Source organism: Kineosporia succinea (genome assembly GCF_030811555.1).
Taxonomy (GTDB): Bacteria; Actinomycetota; Actinomycetes; order Actinomycetales; family Kineosporiaceae; genus Kineosporia; species Kineosporia succinea.
Window position 1 is genome coordinate 4,903,677 of record NZ_JAUSQZ010000001.1, and the last position, 15,699, is coordinate 4,919,375.

Consider the following 15,699-nt stretch of genomic DNA (forward strand, 5'->3'; position numbering starts at 1 on the left):
CTTCGCCTGCCCCAGGTGAGAGCTCGGCCTGCTCGCCTGCCCTGGGCTGGCTGCCTGCCTCGGCCTGGCCGCTTGCCCCGGCCCGGCCGCCTGCTCGGCCGGGTCTTGGCCGGTTGTGCTGGTTGCCCGGGTGTGTTCGGTGGGGCGTCTTGTGTCTGTGGCGCTGGATGTGGGCATCTGGGCGTGGTCGTGCTTGACGATTCTCGTTGCTGGTCTTGCTTTTTCGGTGCCCTGAGCGTTCGGGGACCTGTCGGGGGTGGTGGGCCGACGCGTCCCTCATTGTGGGGTGGTCGGGCGGCCAAGGGCGCTGCTTTCGATTATCGATAATCGAAAGCAGCGCACCCTTCGCCGCGGGCTCAGGACCGCTGGGGCCTGAGGGGTGCCGTGAGGTGGAAGCGAGCAGAGGGGGCAGAAGCGCGCAGAAGTGGGTCAGAACTCCTCGTGCGTCGCCGGATCCTGGCCGCCGGAGCGCTCGCCGGTCGAGAGGGTGGCGATGCGGGCGACGTCGTCATCGGTGAGGTGGATGTCGAAGACGTCGAGGTTCTGGCGCAGGCGGTCGGGGTGCGAGGCCTTGGGGATCACGACGAGGCCCTGGTGCAGGTGCCACGCCAGCACCACCTGGACCGCGGAACACCCGTGCGTGGAGGCGATCTCGTCGAGGACCGGGGACTTCAGCAGGTCGTTCGCGTTGGCCAGCGGCGACCACGACTCGGTGACGATGCCGCGGCGGGTGTTCTCGGCGATCAGCTCGCGGTTGGGGAACTGCGGGTGGATCTCGATCTGGTTCACCACCGGCACGGTCGTGGTCTCGGCGGCGAGGCGGTCGAGGTGCTCGGGCAGGAAGTTCGAGACCCCGATGGCCCGGACCTTGCCGAGCGCCACGGCCTCCTCCATCGCCCGCCAGGAATCGACGTAACGGTCGAGGCGGGGCAGCGGCCAGTGGATGAGGTACAGGTCGACGTAGTCCAGGCCGAGACGCTCGAGGCTGCTGTCGAGGGCCTGCAGCGTCGAGCCGTAGCCCTGCTCGGAGCCCCGCAGTTTGGTGGTCACGAAGAGCTCGTCGCGGGGGATCCCGGCATCGGCGATGCCCTGCCCGACGCCGACCTCGTTCTCGTACTTGGCCGCGGTGTCGATGAGCCGGTAGCCGAGGCCGATCGCGTCGGCCACGTTGCGCCGGGTGGTCGCGTCGTCGTTGCGCGCGGTGCCGAGCCCCAGCTGCGGGATCTCCTGGCCGGAGCGGAGCTTCACGGTGGGGACGGAAACGGCGTTCATCAGGCAACTCCTCCTTGCGGACGTTCAGCTCGTCCCACCCTGGCACTGATCGGACCACTTCGCGCGTCAACCTAATTGCGCGTTTTCCTCCGTTTGTGATCAGCTGTCCGTGGACAAGATGGGGGACTTGCCGATGCTGAGCCGTGCCGAGGCCGTGGAGCTTCTCGACGTCGCTTCGACCGCGACCGCCGAGACCCGATTGCGCCTGCTCGTGCGTCTTCTGGGGGAACTGCCGCCCACACTCTGGCCGGATTTCGGCCGTCGCGCGCTGGGGGTGGCGCAGGTGCCGCCGGGCACCGCGCACCGGGGGCAGTTCATCGAGCTCATCGCGCGCATGCCGGTGCTGCAGAAATACACGGTGCTGTTCGAACTGGCGCGCGACACCACGGATCCCGACGATTCCACGGTCATGCGGGTGCTGCTGTCCAGCCTCACGCGTGACGGGTTCCCGCCGCCGGTGCAGTTGTTCCGGATCCGGGGTGCTGGTGGACGCGCGGTGGAACCCTGGGTGGCGATCGACTTCGGCGACCGTCCGGGGGCGGCGGGTGGAAGCGGTCGCCCGTCCGGAGCGGAGCGGCGGTGGGAGCGCGTCGACGACGCGCGGTCGCTGAGGGGCGTACCTCGGGGCAGTGGGTCAGGGGTGGGTGGGGCGCAGCCGGGTGGGGCGCAGTCGGGTGGGGCACGGGGTCTGGGGACGCCCGGTGAGACCTCCGGGGCGGACGAACCGGGAGAGACGCGGTCGCCGGACGCGGTGCGCGGGGCGCCGACCCCGGGCAGGGGGTCCGTTCCCGGGGCGCCGGGTCGGCTTCGAGGTGGGCCGGCTACGGGTCGGCCGTCGGCGGAGGGCGACCGTTCCCGGCCGGTCCCGAAGCGTCCGGCGGAGCCGGTGTACCCACGGCTCGACGCGCCGGACCGGGAGGCGCCCGGCGTTCCGTTCAGCGTGACGGTGGGGCTGCGGCCGGACCAGGACACGGCACTGGTCGGCCCCCGGACCGTGAAGGTGCCGCGGGATCTGGAGGTCGTCGAGCTGCAGGTGGCGTTCCAGTTCGATCCGCACGCGTTCGTGCTGCTGCCCGAGGTCGAGCGCGACGCTCCGGTGCCGGACGAGGAACAGCCGGGCGTCTACACGCTGCGCCGCACACCGGGCGATCCGTGGCCCTCGGTGCGGGTCAAGTTCGTGGGCCTGGCCTGGCCCGGGCTGCGGTCGGTGCGGCGCATCGACGTCAGCTTCGTGCGCGAGGGGACGCTCATCGGGTTCGCGTCGCGGGCGGTCGTCATCGCGGCCGAGGGGCAGACGCTCAGCGTGGTGCGGGACGTCGGGCCGGGTGCGGGTGCGGACGGTCTGGGCGGCACTACGGCTTTGGCTGACACGGACGGTTCGGGCGGCGCCGCGGGTTCGGGAGACGGCGCGGGTTCGGGTGACGCGGGTGGCTCAGCCCGCGCACAGGGGACGGGTGCCGCCGAGGTCGGGTTGCCGGTGGGGGAGATCCGGCTACCTCACGAGGAGTCGGGTGCGCCGGATACGGGGGCACAGATGCTTCATCGGTCCCGCACCGGACTGCACCGGGGGACGAGCCGGCATCAGGCCGGAGGCCGGCCGGATGTTTCCGAACGTCCGTGGCTCTCCGGGCCGGCGGGGCTTGCCGACGACCGGGCGGGGCTGGGCGGCGACGGGCTTCGCGTTCCCTCGGCCGGGCACCGTGAGGGGGAGGCAGCGACGCGTCCGTACGCGGTGATGCCACCGTGGGCACCCGGGAACCTGGCGCGGGCGACGGAGGTGACCGACGCGTCCCCCGATGCCGGGTCACCGCTCGAGAAGATGAGCGGCAGCATCGATCTGGCGCCGCTGCTCGACCATGAGCGCCCTGACCTGGTGGTCGTGGTGAGGCGGGGCGCCGACCGCGACGGCACGAGGCTCGTCTACACCGCGTACAGCCATCACCGCGACGTCACCGACCAGACCGAGCCCCGCGCCGGCGTCGTCGTCGGTGAGGGCGGCACCGGCACCACGCCGCACGAGCTGGGGGCGCAGGCCCGTCACAAGGTCGCGACCACGGCCGGGCAGCTCGATCTGTACGCCTGGCTGCAGGGGCTCGGAAACCGGATCTACCGCTCGCTGCCCGAACCGATCCGGCGGGCCCTGCACCAGGCCGCGGCCCGGGGAACGGCCGAGAATCCCGCGACCGTGCTGATTCTCAGCGACGAGCCGCACGTTCCGTGGGAACTCGCCGCCGGGCCGAAACGATGGGGCGAGCACGAGGAGTCGGTGTTCCTCGGTGGGCACGTCGCGATCAGCCGCTGGCTGGTCAGTGACGTGGTGCCGCCCTCGCCGCGTCCCTCGGCCCGGCTCGAGGTCAGGGCCACCGCCGTCGTGACCGCCCACTACGAGGGGCTTCTCGGCGCCGACACACTTCCGCACGCCGAGCTGGAGGCTGCCCGTCTGATCACGGCGCTGGAGCCGTCGGTGGTGGCGGTGCGGCCGCTGTTCACCGACGTGCTCGACCTGATCGGCGGGCGGCCGGGCGTCGACCTGATGCACTTCGCGCTGCACGGGCGCTTCGACCCGCTCGGCGCGGCGGGCGGCCTGCTGCTCCTGCCCGAGGAGACCGGACCCACTCCGGACGTGCTGCACGAGAACCACATCCGCGGGCGGCGGCTGCCCGCGTCCCCGTTCGTGTACCTCAACGCCTGCCAGATCGGCGCGGGCGACAACCGCATGATCGGCGACTACGGCGGCATGGCCGCCGCCTTCCTCGAGGCGGGCGCCGGAGCCGTGGTGGCACCGATCTGGAACATCGACGACCGCACCGCCTCCGGCCTGGCCGAGGAGTTCTACCGGCGCTGCCTCGGCATCGCCTTCCCCGAGGCCCCGGCGAGCCGGGAACTCCTCACCGTCGCGGAGTTCCTGCGGCGGGTGCGGGCCCGCTACACCGAGCGGGCCGTGCGGCGCGAGACCCCGGGCATCGACGCCACGCTGGTCTCGTTCCAGCTGTTCGGGCACCCCCGTCTGCGCCTGGTGCACGCACCCGGCAACGGCGTCAGCTCCAGGAAAGGGCAGTGATGGCACAGCCTCTCAACCCCGACGGCACCCCGGTCACGCTCGACGGCGTGGTGCTGAGCACCCCCGGTCTGAGCGGCCAGGCCGAGGTTCTGCCCGCCGGAGGCCCCGGACTGCGCGCCCGCGAGGGCAGCGCCGACGAGCTGACCCGGGCCGTGGCCTCGGCCGGGTTCATGGAGCAGCTCACCGTCGAGATCAGTGGCCACACCGAGGTCGGCCTGGTCGCCGGGGCCCGCGCCGGCGCCGCGCCGGACATCACCCTGTCGGTCCCCAGCCCGGGCCGCTCGTTCGCCCAGGTCCTGCTCTACACCGCCGAGGACGGCAGCCAGTCGTGGCACCTGCCGGCCGAACCCCAGGGTCCCGACGACGCCCGGCCCCTGACGTACTCGATCCCGCGCGCCGTCGTGGCCACCCCGTCCGAACCCGGCTACCGCGGGCTGGTCTGGACGATCGGCCGGAAACTGCTCAAGGTCCTGGCCTTTCCGCTGCTCGAGCGGGGCACCGCGATCGTGGCCGAGCAGCTGGCCACCCGCTGGGAGGCCGGGCACCGGCCGTACCTGCTGCGCGCCTTCACCCCTGACGACTACACCGACCCGGAGGGCCGCGGCCTCGACGCCGAAGACTGGGCCCAGCTCTCCCAGGGGCCGGCACTGCTCTTCCTGCACGGCACCTTCAGCCGGTCCGACCTGGCCTTCCGCGCCCTGCCCCGCGCCACGTTCAGCCAGCTCCACGACCTCTACCAGGGCCGCGTGCTGGCGTTCGACCATCCCACCCTGTCGGCCGACCCCTCCGCGAACGCCCGTGAGTTCCTCTCCCGGCTGCCCGCGACCGCCACCCTGAACCTCGACGTGATCGCCCACAGCCGGGGAGGTCTCGTCGGGCGCGAGATCGCCGCCACCCTCCAGCACAACATCGGGGTGCGCCGCCTGGTCATGGTCGCCACCCCGAACGCCGGCACGGTTCTGGCCGACGCCAAGCACTGGGGCGCCTACGTCGACCGGATGACGAACCTGCTGCAGTTCGTGCCCGGCAACCCGGTCACCGACACCCTCGACGCGGTGCTGACCGTGCTCAAGCACCTGGCCCTCGGCGCGGTGAAGGGCCTCGACGGGCTGACCTCGATGGACCCGGCCGGTGAGTACCTGGCCCGGGGGCTCAACCTGAAAACCGTCAGCGCCGGAACCACACTCCACGCGGTGGCCTCCGACTACGACCCGCCCGAGCACTCGCCGCTGCGGCGGGTGAGCCGCAACGGCGTCACCGATCTGGTGTTCGGCTCCGAAGGCAACGATCTCGTCGTGCCGACCCGGGGCGTCCACCATCTCGCCGACGTGCCCGGGTTCCCCGTCGCCGGCCCGCTGCTGCTCGAGCCGCACGCCGGGGTCGAGCACACCCGCTACTTCGACGACCCGGCGGTGGGCGAGAGGCTGCTGAGCTGGTTGCGGGCATGATCGCGCTGACCAGTAGATTGGCGGGATGAGCACCCCGGAACGCGAGATCCTCACCTGGGACCTGTTCGGCGAGGCGAGCCGAGACCTGGCCCGCGCCGTCGCCGACAGTGGATTCCAGCCCGACATGGTCATCGCGGTCGCCCGCGGTGGCCTGCTGCCGGCGGGAGCCATCTCGTACGCGCTGGGCGTGAAGGCCGCGGGCACCCTGAACGTCGAGTTCTACAGCGACGTCGAGGAGACCCTGCCCGACCCGGTGCTGCTGGAGCCGCTGCTCGACACCGACGCGATCGTGGGCAAGAACCTGCTCGTCGTCGACGACGTGGCCGACTCCGGCCGCACCCTGCACCTGGTGCTCGAGCTGCTGCGGCACCACCAGCCGACGGCCGTGCGCTCGGCCGTGCTCTACACCAAGCCGCGCACGATCGTTCAGCCCGACTTCTCCTGGCGCGAGACCGACAAGTGGATCAACTTCCCCTGGTCGACGCAGCCGCCCGTGGTGGCCGGTGCGAGCAGTGGTGACGACGGGGAAGCAGCGGCTGTCGTCTGAAAAGGGGGCTGCCTCCCGATGTCGGGTCGGGTCTTCGGGGGAGGCCCGCCCGTGTCGCCGAAATCACGCCGTGATCCTCTGATCTCATAGGGTCATGGCGCAGAGATGGGCACAAGACACCACCGCGCGGGCGCTCAAGCCCGTTCTGACCGTGCTCGACCGGCGGATCGAGCGCCTGGCCCGGAAACGGGCCCGGCAGGTTCTCAGCGAGAGCAGCGAGGTGCTCGATCTGCGCACCGAGGTGCTGCAGCTGCGCACCGAGCTGGAGAAGATGCGCACCGGCGGCTACGCCGTCGACCTGCTGCTGGGGTCCCAGGGGCGCCGCAGCACCCGGCTGATCAGCGAGGAACGGTTGCGCACGCTGGCCGCGCAGATCGCCGAGACCACCGGGGCGCCCGACGCCTACGGCCGGGTCGTGCAGGCCTACCGGACGCTCTTCGAACTCGAGCTGCGGGGTGTCGGGCGGCTCGCGGGGGGCGCGCCCAACATCCTCGGCAAGCTCGCGACCACTCCGCTCCTCGATCCGCCGAACGGTGAGATCCTCGAGATCGGAACCCTTTTCGGTCTCTTCTCGGGTGGCATGGCCCGGCAGATCAGCCGCGTCGGCCTGAACTACCGGCTCACCATCATCGACCCCCTCGCCGACGTGCAGCTGCAGGTCAAGGAGCTCAAGGCCGACACCTCCGGCTCGCCGGTCACCGAGACCGTGGTGCGCGAGAACCTGGCCCTGGCCGGTGTCGACCCGAACCGGATGCGGCTGGTCAAGGGCTTCTCCGAAGACCCCAAGGTGCAGGCCGCCGTCAGCGACCGCGAGTACGGCGTCGTCATCATCGACGGCGACCACTCGGCCGAGGGGGTCGCGAACGACCTGGTCTTCGCCGAGAAGATCGTCGCCCCGGGTGGGATCGTGGTGCTCGACGACTACGGCGACAAGAACTGGCCGGGCGTCGAGCGGGCCACCAAGGCGCACCTGGCGGGCGAGAGCCGGTTCGAGGTCGCGGGGGTCGTCGCCACCAGCGCCTTCCTCCGTGCCCTGCCCGAACCCGTTCGGGGGCAGCGTATTCCGGTGGCTCGCCAGGCTGATCTGACGCAGCTGGAGCGGCAGAAGCAGCGCTGAGGTCCCTTCAACGGTGGACGCCGTGGTCGCCTGCGGCGTCCACCGTCAGGTGCCGGGGTGCTCGGCGGCGTGCCGGTGCCCCGACCGGCATCCGTCGTGGCGCGTTCGTTCGCGGCCGCGGCCGGGTGGTCGAGCAGGGGCCGAAGCCTCGCGTGGGTCATCTGGCCGACACGGGAATGTTCCGTTCGGGGGAATTCGGCGCTATATTCCTGTTTCTGGACGCCGTGGGGGGCCACGAGATCCGTCGGAGACAGGTGTGCGCGGGGGAATCGGGCGCGGGGGAACTCGTGTGTCGACGCTGCTGGCTGTCGGAGACGGTCGCGGCGTCGGACTTTCGAGTCACCGTGAACAAGGAGAGCTGTATGCGTACCCCGAGGATCGCCCAGTCTGCCCGCGTACTGCTCGCCGCCGCAGCGGTTGTCGCCGCCGCCCTGGTGCCGACCGGAGCCGCGTCAGCCGCCACGCAGGCGCCGATCCGGATGGCCGGCACCACCAATTGCGGCACGATCGTGGGTGGTTTCGACGCGTACGTGCTGGTCCGCAGCGCGAAGGCCGGCGGGCGGACCATCCAGCTCTACACCGGAAAGATCTTCGACGAGGACCACGCCTACATCAAGAACGGCAGTGGCTCCGACCGCGTCTGGATCGACAAGCGCAAGATCGGCTCGGCCACGTGGACCCAGTGCGGTCCGTTCAATGCCGTTCTGAGCAACGAGGTCTCGAACCACAACGGCTGGCAGACCCGCGCCTGCTTCAACTACAAGAGCGGCAACAGCCGCCCGACCACCTGCACCACCTGGTACAACGGCCACGACTGATCCGTCTCAGCCGACCGGGGCGAACAGGATCTCCTCGTCCGCCCCGGTCGTGCGCGCGACGCACGACCCGTCCGGAGCCCAGATGCCCGAGTCTCCGGCCGAGCGCTGCCCGAGCTGATGCCCGCCGAGGTTGGCCGCGACGGTGAAGAGGCCGTGATCGACTGCGCGGGAGGCCATTCGGCCGGGCAGGTCTTCGCCCTCGGTGAACAGCACTGACGTCACGTAGATCTCGGCGCCCGCGGTGGCGGCGGCCTCGGCGTGGGCGGGGAACGCGGTGTCGTAGCAGATCGCGAAAGCCACGTCGTGACCGGCGATCCGGGTGATCAGCGGGCCGTCGCCGGGCTCGGCCACGTCGGACTCCGCGCCGTGCAGATGGGTTTTCGGGGCGAGGAGGTCCGGGGCGTCGGCCCGCAGCAGGAGCTGGGCGATCAGGCGCCGCGGGCCGTCGTGCACGAACGCGCCGACCGCGACCACGCTGCTGCCGGCGGCCCGCCGGATCGGGGCCAGCCGGGCATCGCCGGGCCTGAACCACATGCGTTCGTCGGTCGCGATCGCCAGGTCGTAGCCGGTGAGTGACAGCTCGGGGAACAGCACGAGGTCGGCGCCCCGCGCGACGGCCTGCTCGACCAGTTCCCGGGTGCGCTGCAGATTGGCGTCGAGGTCGCCGTTGTCCGGCACCGACTGCACCACGGCCACGTTCATGCTCATCCGAAAGATCCCCAACCCCATGATGGACGCGTCGGGGCACCCAAGGTGCCGAAACGTCCACCATTATGGCGGTTCGGCGGCGCGGAGCGGTTCAGCGGCGCCAGAAGTCGAAGGGGTCGCGCCCCGGCCGGAAGCCCGCGGCCTCGACCACGTCGACGGCCAGCTCGAACTGGGCCCCGACGCGGTAGGGCACATGGGCGTCGCTGCCGAACGAGACGGCCTCGCCGCCCTCCTCGTACCACCAGCGCATGAGGTCGACCGACCAGAGCGGGCTGCGGGTGTTGATCTCGAGGGCCCGGCCGCTGGTGGCGAGCGCGCGGAAGACCGTTCGGTACTCCTCCTCGAACAGCGCCTCGTCGTAGGGGGCGGCGCCGGTGGGCCAGTAGCGGCGGGGGAAGTCGCAGTGGGCCAGCACCTGGAACACGTCCGAGCCCTTGATCAGGTCGAGCATGCCCTCGAAGTAGCGGCGCATGGTGTCTTCGGGGGCGATGCCGAGGGCGAACATGCGCTCGGGGGACAGGATGCGGCCCTCGTGCACCACCGAGTGCAGCGAGCCCAGGACGCGCTCGAAGGCGCCCGAGCGGAGCACGGCGGCGACGCTTCCGGCGAACAGGTGAGGTTCGCCGGTCTCGATACCGGAAAGGATGCGCAGCTGCGGATACTTGTCGCGACACTCGGCGAGCGTGGCGTGGTAGGCCTCGACGTCGAGAGGCTGGACGCGGTCGCGGTGCACGATGGAGACGTTCTCGCCGGGGGGCAGGTCTTCGTGACCCCAGGCGGTGAAGTCGACGTGCTCGGTGAACGCGATCGCGGGCAGGCCGATCTCGACGGCTCGCGCGCAGGTGAGTTCCATCGAGCCGTTGCTGCGGGTGTCCCAACTGAACTGGGAGTGCACGTGGTTGTCGGGGGGAAGCATCGCCACCATTGTCTCATCGCTCGGTCATGACGTGAGCTTGACCGTCTCTTCCCTCTCGCTGAACTTCCGGCGAATACGTTCGCCAGCACCTGACGTACGCAAGAGAGCGAGCCCCACCGTGTCGAGTCCCACACCCTCCTGGTTCCGCACCCGCCGCGGCCGGGCCCTGCTGGCCGCGGGCCTCGGTGGTCTGGTGGTGGTGCCGGTGGCCGTCAACTCGCTCTCGCCCGCGGGGGCGGCGAACCCGGTCTCGGCGGCCGGCATCAAGATCTCGGTGGCGGGCCCGGCCACGGTCACGGCCTCCGCGGCGTACACGGTCACGGTCACCGGCGACTCCCGGGTGTGCGGCGTGATGGAGGGCACGACCAACCAGATCGACAAGAAGAAGCCCTACAGGCTGACCTTCTCGCCGCAGAACCTGAAGGCGGGCACGAACAAGCTCTCGATCGCCGCCATCGGGTGCTCGGACACCAACAGCTTCCCGGTCTACGGCACGGCGACCAAGACCCTGACGGTGCCGGTGCACGTCGGGGAGTACAGCCGCTGGGTCGCCCCGGCCTCCTCCGACGCCGGGCAGCGCAAGGTGCGGCTCAAGGTCTCGACGGCGAAGTCCGGGGTCAGCGCGAAACTGCTGCGGGGGACCACGACGGTGAAGTCGCTGGGCCGTAAGACCGGCAAGAGCGCCACCTACTCGGTCAGCCCGAAGGGCCTGAAGGCGGGCACCTACACGCTGGCGGTGACCTCGGGCGGCAAGACGGTCAAGCTGCGCACCACGATCACCAACGGCTGGGCCCCGATGCTCTCGCCGTTCCCGCGCTGCAACACGCTCACCTGGAACTACGACGCCAAGGGCGAACCGGCCCGGGCCGCCGGCATCGAGAAGGACCTGCGGGGTGCGTTCAGCCGGGTCGCCACGGTGACCGGGCTGAAGTTCAAGCAGGTCAAGAGCGGCGGCACGATCGAGGTCAACTGGGGCGGGTCCGACCGGTTCCCCGACGGGGGCAGTGACGCGGCCGGTGTCGGCGGCTCCACGGTCAGCGGTGGCCGCGCGATCTCCGGCGCCCTGACGCTGAACTCGGCCTCGACCTGGGTGGGCATGCCCGGCTTCGGGCACGACGCCGGCAACTTCCCGGCCCGCGGTGGCCTGATCCTGCACGAGCTCGGGCACGTCCTGGGCCTGAACCACGTGACGAACAAGAAGGCCCTGATGTACCCGGTCTCCAGCAACGGCTCACCCTCGACGCTCACGGCCTACGAGAAGTCCGGCCTGAAGCTCCTCTACCCGGCGGCCAGCTGCTGAGAACCCCTGCGCCGCCTGCCCCTCCGCTGAGGCCCTGACCGCTGACCGCTGGCTGAACGCCCGCCCAGTGAGACTTCGGCCGGAGCTGGCCGGAGCTGGCCGGAGCTGGCCGGGGCTGGCCGGGGCTGGCCGGGGCTGGCCGGGGCTGGCCGGGGCTGGCCGGGGCTGGCCGGGGCTGGCCGGGGCTGGCCGGGGCTGGCCGGGGCTGGCCGGGGCTGGCCGGGGCTGCCGCGAGCCCTCCGAAACCTCTGGTGCGGGACGGGGCCGGGTGACCACCACGTCCATCATGGGCGCCAAACCCGTTGTGCTGCTTTCGATTATCGATAATCGAAAGCAGCACAACGTCGTTGGCGGGACGGGTGGCGCCCCTGTCTCCGTGGCCACCGGTACGGGATGTGCACCGGGGGCAGATGGGTGTCGAGGGGGAGTCGGCGCCTTGAGGACGGTGGGGTCTGCTGAGACAGGGAGGGGTGTCGGGACGGGTCGGTCGGGGCGGGCGGGATCGGGTCGGTGGGGTTGAGGTTGGGTCGGGGCGAGTGGAGCGTTGGGACTGAGGGACTGAGGGACTGAGGGACTGAGGGGCTTCGGGGCTGGGGTGGCCGGGCGGACCTGGGCGGCTGGCGGGGCTGGGCGGCTACCCGTACGGGCGGCGAGCGGCGGCGGGGCGTCTAATAGCTGGCGTGGAAACTGCTGAGACGGCGGGCTTCGACGCCCTGGTCGACCTGGTCGGTGACGGCGGTGTCGTGATCCTGAGCGGGGCGGGGATCTCGACCGACTCGGGGATCCCGGACTACCGGGGGCCGTCCGGGGCGGCCCTGCGCCGGCACGCCCCGATGACCTATCAGACGTTCATGGGCGACGCGGCGGCTCGACACCGCTACTGGGCCCGCAGCTATCTGGGCTGGCGTCACATGACCGGTGCGCGGCCGAACTCGGGCCACCGGGCGGTCGCTTCGCTGCAGCGGCAGGGGCTGCTCGAAGGGGTCATCACCCAGAACGTCGACGGGCTGCACCAGGCCGCCGGCGCGACCGGCGTCATCGAGCTGCACGGCGGGCTCGACCGCGCGTTGTGCCTGAACTGCGGCGCGGCGATCTCGCGGGCCGACCTCGACCGAGACCTGCATGCCGTCAATCCCGACTTCACCGCGCACGCGGAGCAGGTCAACCCGGACGGCGACGCCGAACTGCCCGAGGAGGAGCTCGACGCCTTCACGATGGTGCCGTGCGAGGTCTGCGGTGACGGGCCGCTCAAGCCCGACGTGGTGTTCTTCGGGGAGACCGTTCCTCGTCCGCGCGTGGACACGTGCTTCGAGCTGGTGAACCGCGCCGGGTCGTTGCTGATCCTGGGTTCATCACTGAAAGTCATGTCCGGATTCAGGTTCGTGTTGCACGCGAGAAAGCTGGGCATTCCCGTGGCCATCGTGAACCAGGGGGAGACTCGGGGCGATACGCACTGCAACATCCGGGTTGATGCCCCTTTGGGGGTCGTGCTGCCCGCGCTCGCTGACTCTCTGACCGCAAAGTGCGTGATCAACTAGCCTGATCGGGCACTTCTCGCTCCGCCGAGCGGGTAGGTTGACCTCCGCCGACCGGTTGACAGTCGGTACACAGCCTCACCAACCCGTAGCCGCCGAACGACGGGCTCGCAGCACACCGTCGCGCCGCTGAAGAGAGCGAGAGTCGCAATTGCCGAGCACCGTCCCTGACTCAAGACGTTCACGCTCCGTCAAGCCCAGGCTGCTGGGCATCGGAGGTCTTCTCGTCGCCGTGGTCGTGGCGTCGATGGCTCCCGCCGGGGCCGCCGAGCACACCGTCACCGCCGCACCGTCCGACGAGTCCGACGCGCTCGGCACGATCACCCCGAACGGCGTGTTCAAGCCGGCCTCGGGTTACGGCGCGTCCGACTACGAGGCGGCCGCCGTGAAGGTCACGGTCTCCGGGCCCTCGACGATGACGAAGAACGCGACGTACAACGTCAAGGTCACCGGCTCGAGCAAGGTCTGCGGGATCATCGAGCAGTCGGTGCCGCGCCAGGACATGAAGAGGCCCTACACGATCCCGGTCACGCTGTCCGACCTCAAGGCGGGCTCGAGCCGCCTGAAGGTCTACGCGGTGGGCTGTTCCAAGACCGACAGCTACCCGGTCTACGGCATCGGCTACAAGACGATCAGCCAGCCCGTGCACATCGGCAAGGTCACGCGCTGGGTCGCCCCGGCCTCCGAGAAGGCCTCCGACCGCAAGCTCACCGTCTCGGTGACCACGGCGAAGACCGGCGTCACCGCGCGCCTGGTCAAGGGCACGAAGACGGTGCGGACGCTCGGCACCAGGAAGGCGAGGAAGGCCACCTTCACCTGGGCCCCCGGCAAGACCCGTCCCGGCGGCTACGCGGTCACGGTCACCTCGGGCGGCACGACGGTGCGCGTGCCCACCGGGATCGCCGACAACTGGGCGCCGATGAACCCGCCCTTCGCCCGCTGCAAGACGCTCACCTGGTCGTACAACGCCGCGAACGAGCCGGCGCGGGCCAAGAACATGGCGGTCGACATCAAGTCCGGGTTCAACCGGATCACCAGCGCCACCGGCATCCGGTTCAAGCGCGTCGCCAAGGGCGGCACCATCAGCCTCACCTGGGCCGGCAAGAAGCACTTCCCCGACGGTGAGACCGACGCCGACGGCCTGGGCGGCTCCAGCGGCAACGGCGTCGTCGCCACCAAGGGCACGGTCTGGTTCAACACCGCCTCCCGCTGGGTCGGTGACCCGGGCTACGGCCGTTACGACGGCGTCCCCGGCCGCGGCGCCCTCATCGTGCACGAGGTGGCGCACTCGCTCGGCCTCGGTCACGTCACCACCACGTCGGCGCTGATGTACCCGGTCTCCGGGGTCGGCTCGCCGACCAGTCTCACCCGCTACGAGATTGCCGGCCTGAACTCGCTGTACAACGCGAAATCCTGCTGATCGGGTCCAATTCAGGCGAAGAATTTCGGGGCATGTCCCGGGCGCGTAAACAGCCCCGGGACATGCCCTATCTTTGTCTTTCGTGTCCAAGGTATTGACAGCTCTCCCCGTCGGTGACCGAGTCGGCATCGCCTTCTCCGGTGGTCTCGACACCTCCGTCGCCGTCGCGTGGATGCGCCACCACGGTGCCGTCCCCTGCGCCTACAGCGCCGACCTCGGTCAGTACGACGAGGACGACATGGAGTCGCTGCCCGGACGCGCCAAGCAGTACGGCGCCGAGATCGGCCGCCTGATCGACTGCCGCGAGGCCCTGGTCGAGGCCGGCCTGGTCGCCCTGTCGTGCGGTGCCTTCCACATCCGCTCCGGCGGCAAGGCGTACTTCAACACCACGCCGCTGGGCCGCGTCGTCACCGGCACGCTCCTGGTGCAGGCCATGAAGGAGGACGGCGTCTCGATCTGGGGCGACGGCTCGACCTACAAGGGCAACGACATCGAGCGTTTCTACCGGTACGGCCTGCTGGCCAACCCGGCGCTGCGCATCTACAAGCCGTGGCTCGACGCGCAGTTCGTCGACGAGCTCGGCGGCCGCGCCGAGATGTCGCAGTGGCTCACCGAGCACGACCTGCCGTACCGCGCCAGCAAGGAGAAGGCGTACTCCACCGACGCCAACATCTGGGGCGCCACCCACGAGGCCAAGACCCTCGAGCACCTCGACGAGTCGCTCGAGATCGTCGAGCCGATCATGGGCGTCAAGCACTGGGACCCGTCGGTCGTCATCGAGACCGAAGACGTCACGGTCACCTACGAGAACGGCCGCCCGGTCGCCATCAACGGCGAGAAGTTCGCCTCCCAGGTCGACCTCGTGATGAAGGCCAACGAGATCGGCGGCCGCCACGGTCTGGGCATGTCCGACCAGATCGAGAACCGCATCATCGAGGCCAAGAGCCGCGGCATCTACGAGGCGCCCGGCATGGCGCTGCTCTTCCTGACCTACGAGCGCCTCGTCAACGCCATCCACAACGAAGACACCGTCGACTCGTACCACACGATGGGGCGCCGCCTCGGCCGCCTGCTGTACGAGGGCCGCTGGCTCGATCCGCAGTCGCTCATGCTCCAGAGCAGCCTCACGCAGTGGGTCGCGCGCGCCGTCACCGGTGAGGTCACCGTGCGCCTGCGCCGCGGCGACGACTGGACCATCGTCAACACGGCCGGCCCGAACCTGAGCTACCACCCCGACCGGCTCTCGATGGAGCGCACCGAAGACGCCGCGTTCGGCCCGGTCGACCGCATCGGCCAGCTGACGATGCGCAACCTCGACATCGCCGACTCCCGCCAGAAGCTCGAGCTGTTCGCCGGTCTCGGCCAGCTCGAGGGCCAGGCCCGCATCGTGGGCGAGCTGGAGCCGGGCGGTTCCGACCGGATCAGCCGTAACCGCGACGTCGACGCCGAAGAGGTCGTGCTCCTCGACCAGGCCGCGATGGAGTCGGGCACCGACTGACCCGACCGCAAACCGCACGATGAGGGACGCCGGTGCGAACCGGCGTCCCTCATCGTGGG

Annotated in this window: 12 protein-coding genes; 9 read left to right on the plus strand and 3 right to left on the minus strand. The window is 70.6% G+C overall.

Features of this window, described 5'->3' with window-relative positions; translation table 11 throughout:
* Positions 1-429 precede the first annotated feature (429 nt).
* The gene (locus tag J2S57_RS21330; protein WP_307245754.1) at positions 430-1,272 is read right to left on the minus strand and encodes an aldo/keto reductase; all 843 of its coding nucleotides are present in this window, start codon (positions 1,270-1,272) and stop codon (positions 430-432) included.
* A gap of 133 nt (positions 1,273-1,405) precedes the next feature.
* Here J2S57_RS21330 and J2S57_RS21335 point away from each other — a divergent pair, with 133 nt between their 5' ends.
* The 5 genes from J2S57_RS21335 (at position 1,406) to J2S57_RS21355 (ending at position 8,263) form a co-directional block, all read left to right on the plus strand.
* Complete coding sequence (locus J2S57_RS21335; protein ID WP_307245756.1) at positions 1,406-4,333, plus strand: CHAT domain-containing protein; 2,928 nt, start codon at positions 1,406-1,408, stop codon at positions 4,331-4,333.
* The gene (locus J2S57_RS21340) at positions 4,333-5,781 is read left to right on the plus strand and encodes an esterase/lipase family protein (protein WP_307245758.1); all 1,449 of its coding nucleotides are present in this window, start codon (positions 4,333-4,335) and stop codon (positions 5,779-5,781) included. The genes J2S57_RS21335 and J2S57_RS21340 overlap by 1 nt, the downstream gene beginning before the upstream one ends.
* 25 nt (positions 5,782-5,806) lie before the next feature.
* The gene (locus tag J2S57_RS21345; RefSeq protein WP_307245760.1) at positions 5,807-6,328 is read left to right on the plus strand and encodes a phosphoribosyltransferase; all 522 of its coding nucleotides are present in this window, start codon (positions 5,807-5,809) and stop codon (positions 6,326-6,328) included.
* A gap of 94 nt (positions 6,329-6,422) precedes the next feature.
* Positions 6,423-7,445, plus strand: a complete 1,023-nt coding sequence (locus tag J2S57_RS21350) for a class I SAM-dependent methyltransferase (protein ID WP_307245762.1) — start codon at positions 6,423-6,425, stop codon at positions 7,443-7,445.
* 362 nt (positions 7,446-7,807) lie between these two features.
* A complete protein-coding gene (locus J2S57_RS21355; RefSeq protein WP_307245764.1) occupies positions 7,808-8,263 on the plus strand; it encodes a hypothetical protein in 456 nt (151 codons plus the stop codon).
* A 6-nt stretch (positions 8,264-8,269) separates the two neighbouring features.
* Here the strand turns inward: J2S57_RS21355 and J2S57_RS21360 are convergent, their stop codons facing one another.
* A complete protein-coding gene (locus tag J2S57_RS21360; RefSeq protein WP_307245766.1) occupies positions 8,270-8,971 on the minus strand; it encodes a carbon-nitrogen hydrolase family protein in 702 nt (233 codons plus the stop codon).
* A 91-nt stretch (positions 8,972-9,062) separates the two neighbouring features.
* Positions 9,063-9,887, minus strand: coding sequence for a PHP domain-containing protein (locus J2S57_RS21365; RefSeq protein ID WP_307245767.1), 825 nt, complete (start codon positions 9,885-9,887; stop codon positions 9,063-9,065).
* Positions 9,888-10,005: 118 nt separating this feature from the next.
* Here J2S57_RS21365 and J2S57_RS21370 point away from each other — a divergent pair, with 118 nt between their 5' ends.
* The 4 genes from J2S57_RS21370 (at position 10,006) to argG (ending at position 15,640) form a co-directional block, all read left to right on the plus strand.
* Complete coding sequence (locus J2S57_RS21370) at positions 10,006-11,187, plus strand: matrixin family metalloprotease (protein ID WP_307245769.1); 1,182 nt, start codon at positions 10,006-10,008, stop codon at positions 11,185-11,187.
* 671 nt (positions 11,188-11,858) lie between these two features.
* The gene (locus tag J2S57_RS21375) at positions 11,859-12,725 is read left to right on the plus strand and encodes an NAD-dependent protein deacetylase (RefSeq protein WP_370882694.1); all 867 of its coding nucleotides are present in this window, start codon (positions 11,859-11,861) and stop codon (positions 12,723-12,725) included.
* Between the two features lie 229 nt (positions 12,726-12,954).
* Positions 12,955-14,142 carry a matrixin family metalloprotease gene (locus J2S57_RS21380; protein ID WP_307245773.1) on the plus strand — a complete coding sequence of 396 codons (1,188 nt, stop codon included), beginning with the start codon at positions 12,955-12,957 and terminating at the stop codon, positions 14,140-14,142.
* A gap of 82 nt (positions 14,143-14,224) precedes the next feature.
* Entirely contained in the window at positions 14,225-15,640 is a 1,416-nt protein-coding gene (argG, locus tag J2S57_RS21385) for an argininosuccinate synthase (RefSeq protein ID WP_307245775.1), read from the plus strand.
* Positions 15,641-15,699 lie beyond the last annotated feature (59 nt).

Excerpts from the sequence above, each read along its gene's own strand:
- J2S57_RS21340 (WP_307245758.1), top strand. The coding sequence starts at position 4,333 with ATGGCACAGCCTCTCAACCCCGACGGCACCCCGGTCACGCTCGACGGC.
- J2S57_RS21360 (WP_307245766.1), bottom strand. The coding sequence starts at position 8,971 with ATGAGCATGAACGTGGCCGTGGTGCAGTCGGTGCCGGACAACGGCGAC.
- J2S57_RS21365 (WP_307245767.1), bottom strand. The coding sequence starts at position 9,887 with ATGCTTCCCCCCGACAACCACGTGCACTCCCAGTTCAGTTGGGACACC.
- J2S57_RS21335 (WP_307245756.1), top strand. The coding sequence starts at position 1,406 with ATGCTGAGCCGTGCCGAGGCCGTGGAGCTTCTCGACGTCGCTTCGACC.
- J2S57_RS21350 (WP_307245762.1), top strand. The coding sequence starts at position 6,423 with ATGGCGCAGAGATGGGCACAAGACACCACCGCGCGGGCGCTCAAGCCC.
- J2S57_RS21345 (WP_307245760.1), top strand. The coding sequence starts at position 5,807 with ATGAGCACCCCGGAACGCGAGATCCTCACCTGGGACCTGTTCGGCGAG.
- J2S57_RS21330 (WP_307245754.1), bottom strand. The coding sequence starts at position 1,272 with ATGAACGCCGTTTCCGTCCCCACCGTGAAGCTCCGCTCCGGCCAGGAG.
- J2S57_RS21355 (WP_307245764.1), top strand. The coding sequence starts at position 7,808 with ATGCGTACCCCGAGGATCGCCCAGTCTGCCCGCGTACTGCTCGCCGCC.